Source organism: Acidimicrobiales bacterium (genome assembly GCA_035316325.1).
Lineage (GTDB): Bacteria > Actinomycetota > Acidimicrobiia > Acidimicrobiales > VFJN01 > DASXTK01.
The window spans coordinates 1-17580 of sequence record DATHJB010000111.1; the positions used below are offsets into that span (position 1 = coordinate 1).

The 17580-nt window shown below is 74.6% G+C and carries 16 protein-coding genes; 7 read left to right on the forward strand and 9 right to left on the reverse strand.

The window, feature by feature from the left end; genetic code table 11:
• Positions 1 to 171 precede the first annotated feature (171 nt).
• The 6 genes from VK611_14880 to VK611_14905 form a co-directional block, all read right to left on the reverse strand.
• Complete coding sequence (locus VK611_14880; protein ID HMG42618.1) at positions 172 to 834, reverse strand: hypothetical protein; 663 nt, start codon at positions 832 to 834, stop codon at positions 172 to 174.
• On the reverse strand, positions 834 to 1115 hold the full coding sequence (locus VK611_14885) for a DUF4242 domain-containing protein (GenBank protein HMG42619.1): 282 nt from the start codon (positions 1113 to 1115) through the stop codon (positions 834 to 836). Before VK611_14885 ends, VK611_14880 begins: the two co-directional genes overlap by 1 nt.
• 111 nt (positions 1116 to 1226) lie before the next feature.
• Complete coding sequence (locus tag VK611_14890) at positions 1227 to 3836, reverse strand: AAA family ATPase (protein ID HMG42620.1); 2610 nt, start codon at positions 3834 to 3836, stop codon at positions 1227 to 1229.
• 16 nt (positions 3837 to 3852) lie between these two features.
• Positions 3853 to 4482, reverse strand: coding sequence for a helix-turn-helix domain-containing protein (locus tag VK611_14895; protein ID HMG42621.1), 630 nt, complete (start codon positions 4480 to 4482; stop codon positions 3853 to 3855).
• A 42-nt stretch (positions 4483 to 4524) separates the two neighbouring features.
• Positions 4525 to 5679: an SIP domain-containing protein gene (locus tag VK611_14900; protein ID HMG42622.1), complete on the reverse strand. Its 1155-nt coding sequence runs from the start codon at positions 5677 to 5679 to the stop codon at positions 4525 to 4527.
• A 14-nt stretch (positions 5680 to 5693) separates the two neighbouring features.
• Positions 5694 to 6668 (reverse strand): ABC transporter substrate-binding protein, encoded by a 975-nt coding sequence (locus VK611_14905; protein ID HMG42623.1) that lies wholly within the window; start codon positions 6666 to 6668, stop codon positions 5694 to 5696.
• A gap of 90 nt (positions 6669 to 6758) precedes the next feature.
• On the opposite strand from VK611_14905, the gene VK611_14910 reads away from it, so the two are divergent.
• Positions 6759 to 7571: an alpha/beta hydrolase gene (locus VK611_14910; GenBank protein HMG42624.1), complete on the forward strand. Its 813-nt coding sequence runs from the start codon at positions 6759 to 6761 to the stop codon at positions 7569 to 7571.
• Positions 7572 to 7643: 72 nt separating this feature from the next.
• On the opposite strand, the gene VK611_14915 is transcribed toward VK611_14910, so the two are convergent.
• Positions 7644 to 9281: a DHA2 family efflux MFS transporter permease subunit gene (locus VK611_14915; GenBank protein HMG42625.1), complete on the reverse strand. Its 1638-nt coding sequence runs from the start codon at positions 9279 to 9281 to the stop codon at positions 7644 to 7646.
• 146 nt (positions 9282 to 9427) lie between these two features.
• Here VK611_14915 and VK611_14920 point away from each other — a divergent pair, with 146 nt between their 5' ends.
• The 5 genes from VK611_14920 to VK611_14940 all read left to right on the forward strand — a co-directional run bounded on the left by VK611_14920 (position 9428) and on the right by VK611_14940 (position 15430).
• On the forward strand, positions 9428 to 10030 hold the full coding sequence (locus VK611_14920) for a TetR/AcrR family transcriptional regulator (protein ID HMG42626.1): 603 nt from the start codon (positions 9428 to 9430) through the stop codon (positions 10028 to 10030).
• A gap of 403 nt (positions 10031 to 10433) precedes the next feature.
• The gene (locus VK611_14925) at positions 10434 to 13559 is read left to right on the forward strand and encodes a hypothetical protein (GenBank protein ID HMG42627.1); all 3126 of its coding nucleotides are present in this window, start codon (positions 10434 to 10436) and stop codon (positions 13557 to 13559) included.
• Positions 13556 to 13999: a hypothetical protein gene (locus VK611_14930; GenBank protein HMG42628.1), complete on the forward strand. Its 444-nt coding sequence runs from the start codon at positions 13556 to 13558 to the stop codon at positions 13997 to 13999. Before VK611_14925 ends, VK611_14930 begins: the two co-directional genes overlap by 4 nt.
• Positions 14000 to 14101: 102 nt before the next feature.
• Positions 14102 to 14404 (forward strand): hypothetical protein, encoded by a 303-nt coding sequence (locus tag VK611_14935; protein HMG42629.1) that lies wholly within the window; start codon positions 14102 to 14104, stop codon positions 14402 to 14404.
• A 3-nt stretch (positions 14405 to 14407) separates the two neighbouring features.
• Positions 14408 to 15430 (forward strand): RNA polymerase subunit sigma-70, encoded by a 1023-nt coding sequence (locus VK611_14940; GenBank protein HMG42630.1) that lies wholly within the window; start codon positions 14408 to 14410, stop codon positions 15428 to 15430.
• 38 nt (positions 15431 to 15468) lie between these two features.
• Here the strand turns inward: VK611_14940 and VK611_14945 are convergent, their stop codons facing one another.
• Complete coding sequence (locus tag VK611_14945) at positions 15469 to 15714, reverse strand: TfoX/Sxy family protein (protein HMG42631.1); 246 nt, start codon at positions 15712 to 15714, stop codon at positions 15469 to 15471.
• Positions 15715 to 15947: 233 nt separating this feature from the next.
• Between VK611_14945 and VK611_14950 the strand changes: the two genes are divergently transcribed.
• A complete protein-coding gene (locus VK611_14950; protein ID HMG42632.1) occupies positions 15948 to 16571 on the forward strand; it encodes a hypothetical protein in 624 nt (207 codons plus the stop codon).
• 120 nt (positions 16572 to 16691) lie between these two features.
• Here the strand turns inward: VK611_14950 and VK611_14955 are convergent, their stop codons facing one another.
• Complete coding sequence (locus VK611_14955; protein HMG42633.1) at positions 16692 to 17534, reverse strand: hypothetical protein; 843 nt, start codon at positions 17532 to 17534, stop codon at positions 16692 to 16694.
• Between the last annotated feature and the right edge of the window lie 46 nt (positions 17535 to 17580).

The following is a 17580-nucleotide window of genomic DNA, read 5'->3' on the forward strand; positions in this document are numbered from 1 at the left end:
CCCCACCGACCACCGAGCCCCCGACCACGACCAGCGAACCCCCGCCCCCACCCGCCGGCTGATCACCTGCCGCCCCGAAGGTCTGCCCACCTCCCAGGTGAGTGACCGACCGGGCGCGCGCCGGGGCCCGGTCGGTGACCGGGCCCCTGGGCGTCGCTCGGTGTGTCGTCGCTACACGGTGGGTGCGGCGACCTCGTTGTAGGGGGTGACGAGGGGGTTCGTGCCGGCGAAGATGCCGTCGGGGTTCGGGTACCAGGCCCAGACGTGCAGGGTGACCAGGTCGGGGTGCCAGAAGGTGAACGCGGCGTCCGTGTCCGGGCTCTGCTCGGCGCAGGCCGCCTCGTCGTCCTCGGGGACGAACGTGCCGTCGACGTAGTGGCAGGCGGCGGGGAACTCGCCGTACTCGGCGCCCGGCAGCGGCGGGTCGTCGGGCTCCTCGGGGAACACCCACTCGACGGCTCCGAGCTGCCAGCCCTCCTCGGTGGGCACGTAGACCAGGATCGCCGGTGTCGCCGGGTCGAAGCCGGTGACCTCGGCGTTCAGGTAGTGGAAGCCCATGTCCGCCATCATCGGGGTGATCACCGCGTAGCCGTCCGCCTTCGCGGCCTCGATGTCGGTGAGGTACTTCACCGTGACCCGCCGCATCTCGGCGACCGGGTCGGCCAGCAGCGAGGGGTCGGGTGACGTCTCGTGCTCCGCGGGGTCGGCGGCGGCGGCTTCGGTTTCGGTCTCGTCGGGCGGTGGGGTGGCCTCGTCGTCGTCGTCACCGCAGGCGACCGCGGTGAGGGACAGGGCGAGGACGGCGCAGGCCGTGCGGGTCGTGCGGCCGAGCATCACGCCGTACCGCCGTAGAAGTAGGGGTCCAGCACGCGGACCTCGGTGATCTGCTCGACCGGCAGTTCGTTGCTCGCCGCGGCCCGCCGGATCGACTCGGGGTCGGGCCCGTCGTAGATGCAGAAGGTGGTCGAGTTGTCGGGGGTCACGTAGGAGTGCACCCACGTCACGCCCTCGACGAGGTTCCGGTCGACGACCGCGTCGCAGACCTTCGCACCGCTGGCGTCGAGGGGGATGTGCAGGCCGTCACGGAAACGGCGCTCCACCAGGTAACGAGGCATCTGTTGCTCCTCGGGGGACACGCACCGGTCTTTCCGGTGGCAGCCCGCATTGTCCGGAGCGGGGCGCCCGGGGGCATCGGGAGCCGGTACCCATATGTGGGGCGGGGGTCCCTAGGCCGGAGGGTCGTCGGCGGCGGGGTCGACCAGGCGGGCGGCCTCGCGCCGGGTCCCCACGCCCAGCTTCGTGAGGATGCTCGACACGTGGTGGTCGACGGTCTTCGCCGAGATGAACAGGCGGGCAGCGATCTCGGCGTTGGTCAGCTGCCGGGCCAGCAGGCCGGCCACGTCGACCTCCCGCGGCGTGAGGCCGAAGGGGTTGGCCCGGGTCGCGGCGTTCGGGCCGCGCACCGCCCGCCCACCGAGGGCCCGCAGCCGTGCCGCGGTGTACCCGGCGGCCGGGCGGGCGCCCAGCCGGGTGAGCTCGGCGTGCGCTGCCTCCACGGCGTCGACGTCGTCGCTGTCGGCGCCGGCCAGCGCCGCCTCGTAGGGACAGCCCAACGCCGACCAGGCCGCCGCGGCACCGGCAGCGTCGCCCCGGCGGTGGAGGGCGAACGGCGTCGTCGCCTCGGCACCCGGGACGGGGTCGGGGTCGGGGATCGCCTGGCCGGCCCGCCACAGCCAGAACGACAGCTCGTCGACCGCCCACGGGTAGGCCAGGCCCGTCGCCAGCCGGTGGGCCTCCTCGACTACCGTCACCTCGTCGCCCAGGGCGTGCCCGTCGAGCCAGGCGGCTTCGGCGCGGGCCGCCGCCGCGGGCCAGAGGCGCTGGAGGTGCCCGTTGGCCCGGGCCAGGGCCAACGCTTCGTCGAGGGCGGGCCAGGCACCGGGGTCGCCACGCCGGGCGCGCAGCTTGCCGAGCACGGTCAGCGCCGTCAACCGGGTGACGCCCGTGGTGCTCGGCTTGGCGACCAGCTCGCCGGCCAGTGCCGCCGCCTCGTCCCAGTGGCCCTGCTCCAGCTCGCAGCGGGCCAGCCACGCCTGGCAGTAGCGCATCTGGGCCAGCAGGTCCCGGTCGTCGCAGAAGGCGATCGCCTCCCGCAGCGCCGGCACCGCCAGGTCGTAGCGGCGGACCTCTCCGGCACCCGAGCCGATCTGCAGCAGGCCCAGGCCGACGCGGTGATCCCAGCCCTCGGCCCGGGCGATGGCCATGCCGCGGAGGATCCGGAGGTGCCCCGCTTCGTCGCCCGCCATCAGCACGCCGACGCCGCTCTGGATCAGCACGAAGCACAGGTGGTCACGCCGGCCGAGGCGCTCGCACAGCTCGATCGACCGCTGCGCCCAGCGCTCGGCCTCGTCGAGCTTGCGGGCCAGCATGTGCTGCGCACAGCGCCCGGCGTACGCGACCGCCAGCTCCGGTGACGGGCCGAGTCCTTCGAGGAGGTCGATCGCGGCCCCGATCGCCTCGGCGGCCTCCCGCTGGTCACCCAGTTCGGCGCGGGGGCCGGCCGACGCGACCAGCAGCTCCCCCTCGCGGGCCGGGTCGCCCAGCTCCCGGTAGCCCTCCACGGCTCGGGCGTAGGCGTCGACCGCGTCGTCGGGTCGTCCGACGAGGTAGAGCTCGGCTGCCTGCCGGGCCCAGAGGTCGGCACGCTGCTCGAGGGTGACGCGCTCCGCGTGACGCAGCGCCTGTGCCAGGTGGGTCACTGCCTCCCGGTGTGCCCCCAGCGCGGCGGCGTGGTCCGCTGCCGCCGGGGCGTGGACCAGGACGGCGTCGACGTCGCCGGCCTCGGCGGCGTGGAACGCCAGGCGTGCGTCGGGCACCCCGCCCCGCTTCCGGAGCGCCTGCAGCGCCGCCCGGTGCAGCGCCCGGCGGCGGGCCGGGGCGACGGTGTCCTCGATCGCCAGGCGGGCGAGCTCGTGCCGGAACGTCACGACGCCGGCACCGGCGGTCAGCACGCCGGCCTCGACACAGGCGTCGAGCGCCTCACCGGCCTCGTCGACCAGCGCGTCGAGCAGTTCGAGGTCGACGCCACCCGGCACCACCGCCACGCCGTCGAGCACCTGCCGGGCGCCGGGCGTCAGGCGGGCGGCGCGTGCCAGCACCGCATCCCGCACGGTCGCCGGGACCGTGGTTGCGCCGGCCGCCAGGCACTCGGTCACGTAGAACGGGTTGCCGGCGGTCACCGCGTACAGCTCGGCGGGGTCGGCCGCGTGGTCGCCGGCCAGCACGGTCACGGCCTCCAGCGACAGCGGGCGCACCGGCACCCGGCAGCCGATCTGGCCGCCGACGTCGCCGAGCAGCACGCGGAGGGGGTGGCCGGCGTCGAGCTCGTCGTCGCGGTAGGTCAGCACCACCAGCGCCCGGGTCTGCCCGATCCGCCGGCCCAGCAGGGTCAGGACGTCGAGCGTGGCCTCGTCGGCCCAGTGGGCATCCTCGACGACCACCAGCTGCGGGCGGGGGAGCGTGCGCAGGTGGTCGAGGAGCGCGGTGAAGACCCGGTCGCGGCCGGCGTCGTCGTCCAGGGCGGCGGCGACCGGTCCCCCGACGCCGGCGGCGATGTCGGCGATAGGGCCCAGGGGCCGTGGCGTGCGGAGGCTGTCGCAGGCCCCCCACAGCACGTCGCCGGCCGGTACGTGCTCGGCGGCCAGGCAGCGCACCAACGACGTCTTCCCGGCGCCGGCCTCGCCCACCACGACCGCCAACGTGCCCCGCCCCCCGTCCCGCACCCGCGCGAACGCCGCCACCAGCGCCTCGAGGTGGTCCTCCCGCTCCAGCAGCACCCGGCGACCGTACCCGTCAGTCCGTGGAGCGGAGCTTGGAGCGCCAGGAGGTCGGCGGGGTCGGGGGGAGGTCGCCGTTGGTGAGCGCGGTGGCGAGGCCGTCGAGGAGGGCGCGGCGGAGCCAGGGGGTCACGGGTTCGAGGACGGGGTCGCCGAGGTAGGTCAGGCCGAGCAGGATCGGCCGTGAGGTGACGACGAAGGCGGCGTGCTCGGTGAGGTCCGGCAGCCAGCGGCGCACGCGGGCTATGAGCGCCTCGAACGTGGCGACGGTCGTCGGTTCGTAGGGGCCGCTGAACACGTACTCGCGCAGGCCGGGGTGGCGGGCGGCGAGGTCGACGGCCCGTTGCGCGACCACGTCGACGTAGTCGGTCCAGGTGTCGGCGTCGGCGTCGATGTCGAGGCGGTCGAAGACCGCGGCCGCGGCCTTGGCGTAGAGGTCATCACGCCCCGGCACGTAGTTGTAGATCGTGGATTCGCCCACCCCGACGTGGGCCGCGACGTCGGCCAGCGTGAAGGTGTCGAGGCCGACGGCGACGGCGGCGTCGAGCAGCGAGGCCATCGACGTGCGGGCGGGGCGGCCGGGCCGGCGTGGTGGCCGACGACCGGCCGTCGGGTCGACCGTGGTGGTCCTGTCCTGGGCGGGCATGGTCGCACCGTAGGAGAGCGCGCCTCTGGGCCGCCGGACCGGTCAGCCGTCCTCGTCGAGGTCGGCGGTCGGGTCGGTGGCGCCACCGGAGCGGCGCCAGTAGGTGATGAGGGCGACCGCCTCCCGGGGGAGGCCCTGGTGGTGGCGGAGGTGGCGGCGGACGGCGGCGAACGTGCGGCTCTCCCCGCCGCCCCACACGTAGGTGGTGGGGGTCGGAGCGGGTCGGGCGGTGACGGCGTCGAGCAGGAGCGTCGTCGTGCCGGCGGGGGCGCCGTCGCGGTGGCACCAGGTGACGGTGACCGACGGCCGTTCGGGGAGCTCCTGGCGGGAGGCGGCGTCGGCGACCTCGGCCACCACGTCGACCTGGATCCCGGGCGGGAGCCAGTCGAGGATCGCGGCGACGGCCGGGAGGCCGCTCTCGTCGGCGAGGAGCAGGTAGCGGTCGGTGCCCGCCGGCGGGTCGAACGAGGTGCGCGGGCCCCAGAGGGCGACGGGGTCGCCGACGGTGGCCTTCGCCGCCCACGACGAGGCCGGCCCGTCGCCGCTGCCGTCCCCGTTCCCGTCCTCGTGGCCGTGGAGGACGAACAGCATCTCGACCTGGCGGGCCTCGGGGTACCAGCGTCGGACCGTGTAGTAGGCGCCCACGGGCCGCTCGTCGGCGGGCATGTGGTTGTAGGCGCCCCAGGTGAACGACTGGTCGATGGTCAGCTCGGTGCGGCCCGGCGGGGGCAGCAGGACGTAGAGGAACGCGTCGGGACCGGGCAGCTGCAGCCCGGCCAGGTCGTCGCCACCGAAGGTGATGCCGCGCAGGTGAGGGTGCACGTCCTCGACGGCGACCACCTCGGTCAGCAGCGTGCGGTAGGTGCTCAGCTCCGCCACCTGGCGCTCGGCGCTGGTGAGCCCCTCCTCGCCCGAGGCCTCCCGGGCTTTCCCGACCAGCCCGAACAGGGCCACGGTGAGCTCCGACAGCTCGGTGACCGCCGCGTCGAAGGGCAGCTCCACCTCGACGTCGCCCGCCGCGTCGGTCACCGCCAGGCGCACACCGGCCGGGCTGAGCGCGGTGACCCGGGCCGCGGTGGCGGACGGGCGCTCGCCCAGCACCTGGGCCACGAAGAGCGTCGCATCCTCGAAGTCGGTGTTCATGCTCTGGATGATCTCGGGGGCGGCTTCGGCGATGTCTGCTTCGATCGACGACATGCGGGGACCTCCGGTCAGGTGGCGGCCGCCTCGAGCGCGGGGTGGATGCGTTCGAGGGAGTAGGGGATCGACAGCGGGGTGGGCGTGTTGAGCCCGACGACGGCGGCGAGGTCGAGGAGGGACACGGCGCCGTCCCGCACGGCCGGGAGGTTGCCGTAGCCGGCGATGTCGGCGGGGTCGGCGCCGTTGGTGAGGAGGACGAGCAGGTCGGCGTCGAGCTCGTCGATCCGCTCGAGGCTGAGGTCGACCCGGCCGACGGCGCCTTCGGCGAGGGCGAGGATGTCGGGATCGATCTGCAGCCCGAGTTGGGCGAAGACGGTGGCGGCGCCGTCGTTCGGGTCGGCGACGACGGTGATGACGTCGCCGGGGGTGTAGTTGGCCAGGACGTAGGTCTTGCCGTCGAGGCCGGGGAGCTCGGCGGCGAGGTCGGCGCTGCGCTGGTCGGCCTCGACGACCAGGGCCTCGGCCTCGTCGGGGATGCCGAGCACGTCGCCGGCGGTGCGGGCGATGTCCTGCCAGGTGTCGACCTCCCCGTCGCCGAGGAGGGGGATGGTGGGGGCGATCTCGCTCAGGCGCTCGTAGTCGGACTCCTGGGTGACGGCCCAGGTGACGACGATGAGGTCGGGCTGGGCGGCGGCCACCGCCTCGTAGGGGATGGTGTCGGTGACCGGGATGTCCTCGACGCTCGCCGGCATGTCGGCCTGCCACGGGTAGCGGCCGCCCTCGACGAGTGGGTCGAGCGCGGCGGCGGCCAGGGGTGCGTCGAGGGCGACCAGCACGTCGGTCCACTGGGTGTCGAGCGACACGATCCGCTCGGGCGGCCCGTCGACGGTCGTGGTCCCGTAGTGGTGCCCGACGGTGACGGCGTCGGCGTCGGCGATGGGCGCCGAGGCCGCGTCGCCGGTGTCGCCGTCGCTGCTGACGTCGCCGTTGCTGCCGCAGGCGACGAGCGACAGGGCCAGGACCAGCCCGGGCACGGCTCGCGTCATCTTTCCCAGCTCCTCAAGGCTTACCATTGGATGTTCGGCATGCTTATCATGTTTCCGATCTAGACCCGCAAACATTGAGGAGCTGGGCCGATGGTGCACACCCGTGACGGACGCGAGCTGTACGTGGAACGCCACGGGCAGGGCGCGCCGACCGTCGTGTTCGAGGCCGGGATGGGTTCGTCCCGCAGCGCCTGGGGCGCCGTCGTGCCGCTGGTGGCCGAGCGGACCGAGGTCGTGACCTACGACCGCAGCGGTCTGGGACGCAGCCCCCGGGATCCCGCGCCGCGGGACCTGGCCCGGCTGGTCGACGATCTGGTCGACGTCCTCGACCGCCTCGGCGCCGGGCCGTTCGTGTTGGTGGGCCACAGCTGGGGCGGCCCGATCGTGCGGGGCGCCGCCGCCCGGCGACCGGACCGCGTGGCCGGCCTCGTCCTCGTCGACCAGAGCGACGAGGGCTGCGACCTGATGCTCTCCCGCTCCAACGAGCGCGCCGAACGGTTCGTGCGGCCCGTCGTGCCGGTGCTGGCCCGCCTCGGGTTGGTCCGCGTGGCGGTGCGGGGCCTGGCCGCCCGACTGCCCGAGCCGGCCGCGAGCGAGATGCGCCGGGAGGACGGCACCGTCGCCGCGACGCGCGCCCACCAGGCCGAGGTGGCGGGCTCCGTCGCCGACCTGCGGCGCCTCCGGGACGCCCCGGAGACGTTGCCCGACGTGCCCGTGACGCTCATCTCCGGCGGCCGGTCGGGCCGCCTCGGCGGTGGTCGCCGCCGGGCGCTGATCGACGCCCACCGGGCCCGGGCCGAGGCTCTGCCGCAGGGTCGGCACGTGGTCGCCGAGCGGTCCGGTCACTACGTGCCCTTCACCGAGCCCGACGTGGTGGCCGCCGAGGTGCTGCGCATCGTCTGACGGCGAAATGTGCACGGAAGCGCTCGATTTCCGTGCGTTTCCGTGCACATTTCGGTCGGGTGAGGTGAGGGGTCAGCCCCCGACGAGGGCGGGCTCCCGGGTGTCGGCGTCGGCTTCGGTGGCGGTGGTGTCGGCGGCCTCGTCGGTGTCGAGGACGCCGTGGCCGGCCATGTCCTGCTTGCCCTTCTTGCCGAGCGACAGGGCGATGACGAGCCCGGCGGCGACCACGGCGATGCCGGCGCCGATCCACATCGAGCTCGCCCAGGCGTCGACCAGGGCCTCGCGGGCCGCGGTGAGGATCGGCAGCCCGTCCTGGCCCATGCCCTGGGCGACCTTCGTGGCCCCGGCGATCCCCTCCTCGACGAGCCGGCCCTGCGTCGGGTCGAGGCTGGACGCCACGTCGCCGATCTGGGCCCGGTACTGGGAGTTGAAGAGGGATCCCATCAGGGCGATGCCGAGCGCCCCGCCGATCTCGCGGGAGGTGTCGTTGAGGGCGGAGGCGACGCCCTGCTGCCCCCGGGACAGCGACTCGGTGATGGCGGTGGTGGCCGGTGTCATCGTGGCGGCGAGGCCCACGGCGGTGAGCATCAGGCCGGGGACGATCGACCAGTAGTTCGAGGTGTCGACCAACTCGGCCATGACCACCAGGCCCAGGCCGACGAGCAGGGCGCCGGCGACGAGCATGTTGCGCAGGCCCACCCGCCGCGACACCTTCGGGGCCAGCGGCGACAGCGACATCATCACCAGCGCCATGGGGAGCAGGCCGACGGCGCCCCGGATCGCCGAGTAGCCCAGCACCGCCTGCATGAACTGCATCAGCGTCAGGAAGATCCCGAACATGATGCCGAACACCGTGGCCAGGGCGAGGATGCCCGCGGACAGCGCGCGGTTGGCGAACACGCGGACGTCGAGCAGCGGGTGCGCGGTGCGCAGCTCCCAGGCGATGAAGCCGACGAGCCCGACGATCCCGATCGCCAGCCCGGCGGCGGCGAGAGGGTCGGTCCAGCCGCGCTCGGGTCCCTCGTGGATGCCGAGCACGATGCCACCGACGGCCAGCACCGACAGGACGGAGCCGGCCACGTCGAAGCGCCCCGGCCCGCGCTCCTGGCTGTTGGGCACGACGGCGAAGGTGAGGAGGCCGGCGACGACCGCCATGGCCACGGGGAGGACGAACAGCCAGGGCCAGGTCAGGTCGTCGATGATGACCGCGGACGTCAGCAGGCCGATGATGCCGCCGACCCCGGCGAAGCCGGCCCAGACGCCGACGGCGCTGCCACGGGCCTCCTCGGGGAACGAGGCGGTGATGACCGAGAGCGTGACCGGCATCACCATGGCCGCTCCGGCACCGGCGATGACCCGGCCGGAGATCAGCAGCTCGGGGTTGTTGGCCAGGGCCGCCACCACGTTGCCGAGGGCGAACACGCCGAGGCCACCGAGCAGCACCGGCTTGCGGCCCCAGCGGTCGCCGATGGCACCCACCGGCATCAGCAGCGCGGCGAGCGCCACGGTGTAGCCGTTGATGGCCCACAGGATCTGGCTCTGCGACGCCCCGAGGTCGAGGGCGATCGCCTGCTGGGCGACGTTGAGGCCCGAGACCCCGGCCACCACCGCCACCAGGGCGGCGCAGACGGCGGCCATCACCAGCCGGCGGCGCCTCGGATCGGTGATGGTCGACGCGTCGGCGTGGCGCGCCGCGGTGACAGTGGACATGATCGGCTCCGTTCGGGGGACGAGGGGAAGATGGGAGTCGACGGCGAGGTGTCAGCGGTGGGATTACCGACACCAGACGGTCCCTCAACCGACCAGTACGCTACAGTAGCGTATCGATAATGGTCAACCAGGAAGGGTGGTGATCCATGTCACAAACCGCGCCGCAGGCAGGCGACCAACGCGTCGCCCGATCGCGCGCTGCCGTGCTCGAGGCCGGGGTGGAGCTGCTCGTGGAGGGCGGCCCGAACGCGGTCACGGTCGAAGCCGTCGTCCATCGCTCCGGCGTCGCCAAGACCACCATCTACCGGCACTGGAGCTCACGGGACGACCTCGTGGTCGACGTGATCGGCGAGGTCGTGGGCAGTAGGCCCGTGCCGCCGACCGACATGGCGTTCGAGCCCGCGCTGCGCGTGCTGATGCGCGCCAACTGCACGCAGGCCCGCGAGGACCGCCTCCGTCGCGCCTTCCCTGCCCTCCTGCTCGCCAAGGCCCAGGGGCAGCCCGCGCTCGACCAGCTCCGGTCGAGGAGCGACGAGGAGCAGGCGGTCCAGCTGGAGGACCTGCTGCAGCGGGGCGTCGCCGAGGGCCGGCTCGCTCCCGACGTCACGCTGGAGGACGCCCTGCTCCAGCTCGTCGCGCCCCTGGTCCTCATCACGTGTGACTTCCGCGACTTCGGCGACGACGTCGCGGACCGCATCGTCGACCTCTTCCTCGCCAGCCACCGACCCGGGTCGAGCAGTTCGGGCTGAGGTTCAGGCGGCTCGGTGAGCGTCGACGACCCAGGCTCCCCGGCCGGGCCCCCGACGTCCGTCCCGGCCGCCGGAGCGCATCCGCACCAGCCGGGCACACGCCGGGCAGACCCCATGGCCCCGGCCGTCCGTGCACCCGTGTCGCAGCTCCCACCCCGAGGCGACGCACAGCCGATCGGTCCGCCTGGCCCGCAGGGTGTTGGCAAGGGCAAGGGCTCGGCTCATCATCGTCAGCTCCCCGGTCGTCCGCTCCACCACTGACGGAACCACGAGGGGCCGGGTGGGCACATCGGGTCCAACCCCCGCGTCGCAACCACCTGTCGGGGGACCCCACCCCGGGGGACCTCGACGGTCTGGCGTGGGCGCGACCGGATTGCCACGGAGTGTGCTAGACGCTCTCGTCGTGAGCTCACCGCCGGGTGGAGGAGATCGGACGGCGCAGGCGCCGGAGGCCGAGGAGCGCCTGCGGGCCGCGTTGGACCGGGTCGAGGCGCTCGCGCCGCCGTGGGGGTGGCCCGAGCGGCTGGCGGTGGCCGGGGTGGGCCTGTTGCTGGCGGCGGTGGCGTTGCCGTGGGGCTCGGGCTTCGGTGACCAGCCGGTGGTGCTGGCCCAGGCCGGGCGGCCGGGCCTGTTCGTGGTCGGGGCGGCGGTCGCGCTGGTGGCGGTGGTCGTGCAGTTGGGGGTGGGCCGGGCTTCGCCGGCCACCCCGCCGGTCGTCGGGATCGCGGCGGGGGTGACGGCCGTCGGGTCGTTGCTGGTGCGGGAGGCCGACGGCCGGGCCCTGGCGCTGCTGGTGCCGGGGCGGGTCGCCGCCGTGGTGGGGTGCGTGGCCCTGGTGTCGGCGGCCCTGTCGCTCGACGAGACGGCCCGGGCGGCCCGGGCGCGCACCGACAGGGTGCTGCGCGCGGCCCGCAAGCGGTTGGCCGACGACACGGGCGAGAGCGTCGAGGACGAGGTGGTCGAGCGCGTCGCGGCGGAGGTGCTGGCGGTGGTCGGGGCCCCCGACCGCCGGGGTGCGTGGGTGGTCGGCGCGCTCCTGTGCGCCGGCGCGGGCGCGCTGGCGCTCACCGGCCCGTGGTGGCGCTCGGCGTTCGACGTGACCGGGCCCTACCGGGACCTGCTGGACGAAGGGGAGGTCGCCGTGACCGTGCGCTCGGGGGTCGACATACTCGGTGCCGCCCGGTCGTGGGTCGTGGGCGCCGTCGTTCTCACCGCGGTCGGTGCGGTGGTGTGGCCGGGCGGCCGCCGGGCGGCTCCGGTGGTGGCCCTGGCCGGCGTGGTGGTCGCGGCGAGCGGTGCGGCGGCGTGGGCGAGCGACGAGGCGGCGGGATCGACGAGCGTCGCCGCCGCCGTCGTGGCCCTCGGAGCGGCCGCGGCCGCGCTGGCGGTCGCGGTGTGGTGGTCGGGCTCGACGGGCCCCGCCCGGGCCGGCTCGCTGCTGGTCGCGGCGCCGGGCCTGCTCGCCGTCTGGCCGGTCGACGAGCGTGAGGTCCCTGCTGCGGTGACCGACGGGCCGTACCAGGTGCTGGCCGGCGCCGAGTCGGACATGTCCATGTCCGGCTTCGGGGCGCAGGACGGCTACCCGGTGTGGGTCGACGGGCAGCCCGGGGTGGTCGCCTGGGCCGGCGCCGGCGCCGACGGCGACCGGCGGCCGGTGTTGTGGACCGTGGACGACGGCCGGATGGAGGTCCGCGCCGTGGGCCCCGGGTCGGTGCCGGAGGACAGCGTCCCCGTGGGGTTCGCCGACGGCACCGTCCTGTTCCGGGCGCGCGGCGACCTGGCCCACCTCTGGCCGGTGGGCTCCCCGGCGACCGCCGTGCCGCTGCCGGCCGGGCCCGGCGACCTCCCGGTCCTCGGCTCCGACGGCGCCACGTGGATCGTCACCCTGCCCTACCGGCCGCAGCTGGGGGAGGAGCCGACCGCTCCCGGCCCGGTCCACGTGACCGACGTGGACGAGGTCCTCCGCCGGCGGGGCGACCGGTCGGGTCAGCCGGTCGACGCCCTCGCCGACGGGCCCGAGCTGCCGGCCGGCACGCTCGAGGTGGTGCCGGGTCAGGGCGAGGGGGAGGCCTTCGCCGTGCTCGAGGACCGGATCCTGGCGTTGGCCGCCGACGGCTCGACCCGGTCGGTGTTCGGTGGCGCCGTCGACGGGGCCTGCGGCTTCAACGGGGACGCCCCGGCGAACTTCGTGGGCTCGGGTCGCCTGGCGCTCGCGGCCGAGAACGAGGGTCGCTACGACGGCGGCGTCGAGGTGGGGCGGCGGGGCTACGTCGCCACCGACGGCGTCCTGCCCGACTCGTCCGTCGTGCCGCTGTGGACCGCGGAGCCCGCGGCCGGCGGTGGCCTGTGGGTGGCGCTGCCGGTGCCGGCCGACCCCGTCGGCGGCGCGCACCGGCTGGCCCGGATCACGGCGGACGGCGAGGTGCGGGTGGTCGACCACCCTGTGCCCGGCATCCGCTTCATCGCCGTGGACCCCGCCGACGGTGATGTGCTGGTGGTCGACCACGGCGGCCGCCTGCTGCAGCTCGACGACCCGGACGTGGCGACCACTCCGCTGCCCCCGCCGCCCGACGACTGCTACCCGGAGGTGCCCACCGTGGCGCCGCCCGCCCGCCTGACAGCCGTCGGCGGATCACCCTCTCCCGAACCGGATGCCGTGCTGGTCGACACCGCCGGCACCCGGCTGCTGGCCCGGTCGTCGGGCGCCGCCACCGAGATCGTCCGGCTGCCGGTCGGCGGTGGCGAGCAGGTGGTGGCCGAGGTTCCGGGTGAGGTGCTCGCCCTCGGTCCCGACGGCGCGGGCGGCGCGTGGTGGCTGGAGAGCCAGGACGGCGCCGGCGACGCCGACGAGGACGAGGACGACGAGGTCGACGCCGTGGCCGTGCACCTGCGGGTGGACGGCGGGATCGACCGGGGCCCGTCGCTCCCCGTGGGGACGGGTGCGTTCCCGATCCACATCGCCACCTACGGCGCCGGCGACGTGCCGTACGTCGTCGACGCGCACGACACCCGGCCCCGGCAGACCGACCGCGGCATCGGCACGGTGGGCGACCACCGGCTCCGCCGGATCGTCGGCGGGCGGGTGGAGGTGGTGTACGACGCCGCGGCGGACGCGCCGGTGCTCGCCGACACGGGCCCCGAGCAGTCGCTGGCCGTCACCGCCACCGGCGAGGTCGTGAGCGTGGACGGCGGCGAGGTCCGCCGGCTGGTCGGCGACGGGTTCGAGCCCGTCGCCGGCAGCGACCCGGACGAGGTCGCCGCCGAGTCGGCGAGGCCCCTGCCGGTGCACCTGGCGGCGGCGACACCGCCCGACGAGATCCCCGTCGTCGGCGACATGGTGGCCGACCCGGCCGGGGGCGGCGTTCTCGTCGCCCAGGACGGGCTGCTCGTCCGCATCGGCCTCGACGGCACGTTCGCCCCGGTGGCGCAGGATCCGCGCCTGGACGACGTCGACCTGGCCGTGCTCGACGGCCGGGTCGTGGCCACCGACGCCGACGGCCGACCGTTCCTCGTGGAGGTGGGGACATGACCGGTCGGAACCCGTCGTCGCTGGTGGCGCTGGAGGCGGCGCTCGCCGAGCGGGAGCGCGACCGGTCGGCCGCCCCGGCGTGGACCTGGCTCGCGGGCCTGGGTGCCGTCGCCATCGCCACGTCGACGCTCCTGTACTGGATGCTCGCCCCGGGACCCGTCGGCCCGCTCGCCGTCACCACCCCGCCGGCGCTGCTGTGGGTGGGGCTGGTCGTGACGACGAGCGGTGTCGCCGTCGGGCTGGCCCGTCCCGCGATCGCCCCGACTCCGGTGGCCGTGGCCGTGCTGCTCGGAGCCCTGCTGGTCGCCGCGTCCGTCGCCGCCGACGCCCGCTCCGGCGCCGCCGGCCCGGCCCCCTGGCTGGCACTCGCAGGCGCTCTGCTCACCGCCGCCGCAGCCTCGCCCGCCGTCGCCCGCCGCTTGGCGCCGGTCGCCCGCTGACGCCGGGGCTGGCGTCGGTCGGGTCGTTCATGGTGGCGTTGGACGGCCGGGGCCGGCGCCGGCTTCCTGCTGTCGGCATCGCTCTACAGCACGGTGTTCTTCATGGCCCAGTACCTGCAGTCCGGCCTGGGGCTGCAGGCCGTCGGGCTGGTCTGGCTGGTCTGGCTGGCGGTGATCGCCGCACCTGACCTGTCGTATGTCGTGATGGTGGTCCCGCTGGTCGTGTCCGGCATCGGGTGCTCGGCGGCGCTGCCCGTGTCGCAGACGGCGATCGTCGGCTCGGTGGGCGGCGACGATGTGGGCAAGGCCGCCGGCGCCAACAACATGACCTGGCTGCGGCTCTGGCGTTGCCGCGCCACGCGCCCGGCGACCACCGATGAGTCCCGCGGCCCGGAAACGTCCTAACTGATGATGACCGTCGCCACCGCCACCAGCGTCACCGCCGCCGCTACCGCCCCCACCACCGAGCAGGCGCTGCTCCTCGCCGCCCAGGACGGCGACGAGCGCGCCTACACCCGCTTGATCGAGCCCCGCCGCCGGGAGCTCCACGCCCACTGCTACCGGATGCTCGGTTCGGTCCACGACGCCGACGACGCGCTGCTGGAGACGCTGCTGCGGGCCTGGCGGGGCCTGCCCCGGTTCGCCGGCCGCAGCTCGCTGCGGACCTGGCTTCACACGATCGCCCACAACGCCTGCCTGGCCGTCATCGAGCGGCAGCCCCGGCTGGCCCTGCCCGTCCACCATGGCCCGGTCGAGTCGGTGTGGGTCGAGCCCTACCCGGACGAGCTCGGCGCCGGCCGGGAGGCGCCCGCGGCCCGCTACGAGCGGCGCGAGAGCGTCGAGCTGGCCTTCACCGCCGCGGTGCTGCTCCTGCCACCCAACCAGCGGGCCGCGCTGATCATGCGGGACGTGCTGGGCTTCTCGGCACCGGAGACCGCGGCGGCGTCGGCGACCACGGTGGCCTCGGTCACCAGCGCCCTCCAGCGGGCCCGCACCTCGATCGAGGCTCGACGACCCGCCCGGAGCCAGCAGGTCAGCCTGCGGCAGCTGGGCGACGCCGGTGTGCGCCGGCTCGTGGACGCCTACGTCGACGCCTGGGAGCGCGGCGATCCCGCCGCCATCCTGGCGCTGCTGGCCGACGACGCCACGTTCTCGATGCCGCCGGGCGCCAACTGGTACCAGGGGCACGCCGACATCGCCGCCTTCCTGCAGATCGGGCCGCTCACCGAGGACTGGCGCCTCGTCCCGGCCGCCGCCAGCGGCCAGCTCGCCTTCGGCAGCTACCGCTGGAACCCGAGCCACGGCCGCTACGTCGGCCACTCGATCGACGTGATCGACGTGGCCGGCGACCGGATCACCGCGATCACAGCCTTCCTCGACGCCGACCTACTGGCCCGCTTCCGCCTCCCTCCCGCACTCGCAACCCGATGACGCTAGCAACGCAACGATCGGCCAGGCCTGAGTCTCGACTAGTGCTCCGTGCGCCTCTTCGTGGGCTTCGCCGGGAGCGAGCGGGCGTAGGTCGCTCCCGTGTCCACCCAGCTGCCGAGCTGGTCGTCGGTGCGGACGTGGTCGGCGTCGACCCGCAGCCATCCACGCATCTCGCGGCCCCGCATCTCCATCGGCCGGGCGTCGGTCGTCGCCACCAGCTCCTCGGACTGCGCCGGGTCGGCCCGGACCAGGAGCCCGCCTTGACCGCTCGCTGCCACCGCCATGTGCCCGCTGATCTGCCCGCCGCTCGCAGCTCCCGTCCTAAGGTCGCAGCCGATGCACTGGCCAGGATCTCCGCACCGCCTTCATCGGCTGACTCCCGCCTGGGACCTCGGCACCTCGGGCTCACCGGGTGGGTGAGCCCGAGGTGAACGGTGCCGCTGACGACGATGCCGTGCGAGAGTTGCTCTGTCGACGGGCCGAGGCCGAGTGGCTGCGGGGCGACGTCGTCCAGGCCATGGCGGCGGTGAAGCAGGTCGATGCGGGGCGCTATCGCGTGCGTGGGCTCGACGCCGACGGTCATCCGCTGGACTCGTTCGCCGTGCGCGCCACCGAAGGGGTCGTCGATGCCTTCACCAGCGAGTTCAACGATGGGGGCATCTTCGCGGCCGTGCGCGGTGATCACCCTGAGTGCGCCGCCGTAGGCCTCTACCAGGCTGCTCGGCACGACCACACCTGGCTCACCTTCACACCGCATCGGGTCGCCGTGCTCCGTCTGCGGGACGTGCAGAACGAAGCGGAATCCGTGTTCGATCAGGAGCTGGCACGGGCCAAGCAGGACCGCTCGGTGCGCGGTGCCGTGCGCGGATTCGGGAAGATCGTGAGCTCAGGGGCGAAGGAGCTCGCCAGGAGCGTGCGGCGACCGCCTCTGCCGGACCGCCCGCAGGACGCCGTGCTGGAGTGGCCCTTCGAGGCCCCACGCCACCTGCTGCAGGCGATCGAGTCCTGGAAGCCTCGGATGATGCCAACCTTCCGTCACGGGCCCAGGTGGGTGAAGGTGCGCCTGGCCGACGGCTCCTGGGCGTGCTTCGAGACCGATGTCGCCGGCGCCACCGCGCTCACCGGTGGCGACGAGCGCTGAGTCGATGACGGTGACCGCCTCGGGTAGCTGGCCTTCCGTGAGGTGCCGGTGCCGAGGCGCGACCCGGCCGGCTGGCCCGGGGAGTGGCCAGCCGGCTGAAGGGGAGGGGAGCGGGAGGGGCTAGGCAGCGGTCTGCATCCTTTCGGTGACCTGGCCCACCTCGCCCACCTCGCCCGACTCGGGCTCCGAGGCCACGCCTTCCTCGGCGGCCGCCTCCTTGCTGTCGAGCCGGTGGATGCGCTCGTCGTGACCGATCTGGCGGAGCACGTCGGCCACGGTCACCGGCACGCTCCACCGGTCGGCCAGGGGGCCGGCGAAGGCCTGGTGCTCGGTCTCCGGGTGCTCGGCGACGAAGCGCATGTAGGAGCGCTCGGCATGGGCCTCGAAGGCGGCGTTGAGCTGGTAGCTCCACAGAGGGCGGACCAGGTGGAGGGCCCAGGTCGTGGCCTGCCAGGGCAGGGCCATGAGCCGGGGCAGCAGGCGGTGACGCACCCGCCGGAGCGGGCGGCCCTCCCGGGCGATCAGCTCCTCCATCACCAGCATGTGCCACTGCTCGTTGTCGTGCTGGGCCCGGGCCTCGGCGACCCGCTGCCGGATGCGGCGGGCCAGCACCGAGCGGCCCCGGGTGCGGGCGATGCGGCGTTGGGCCACACGCTCCCACGACCGGTAGGGCACCTGTGCCAGGTGCTCGAGCACGAGGAACTTCTCGATCGACAGGCGGCGCCCGTAGAGGACGTCGATCGAGGCGAACATCATGCGCAGCATCAGTCGCTGGCGGGTCTGCGGCGCCGCCAGCGTGCGTTGCTGCTCGACCCGAAGTTGGGCCGGTGCGAGGGTCGGGGGACCCTCGGCGTGGACCGCCGTACCCGCCCCCGGGGCCACGGCCAGGTGCCGCGCCGTCGTCGGGGTTGCGGATGCCGATGCCAGTGGGGTTGGGCCGGTGACAGGGGGTGAGGTGCTCATGACGTCGACGGTACGGACGAGTCGCCCGCGGGTCGTCCGCCACCAG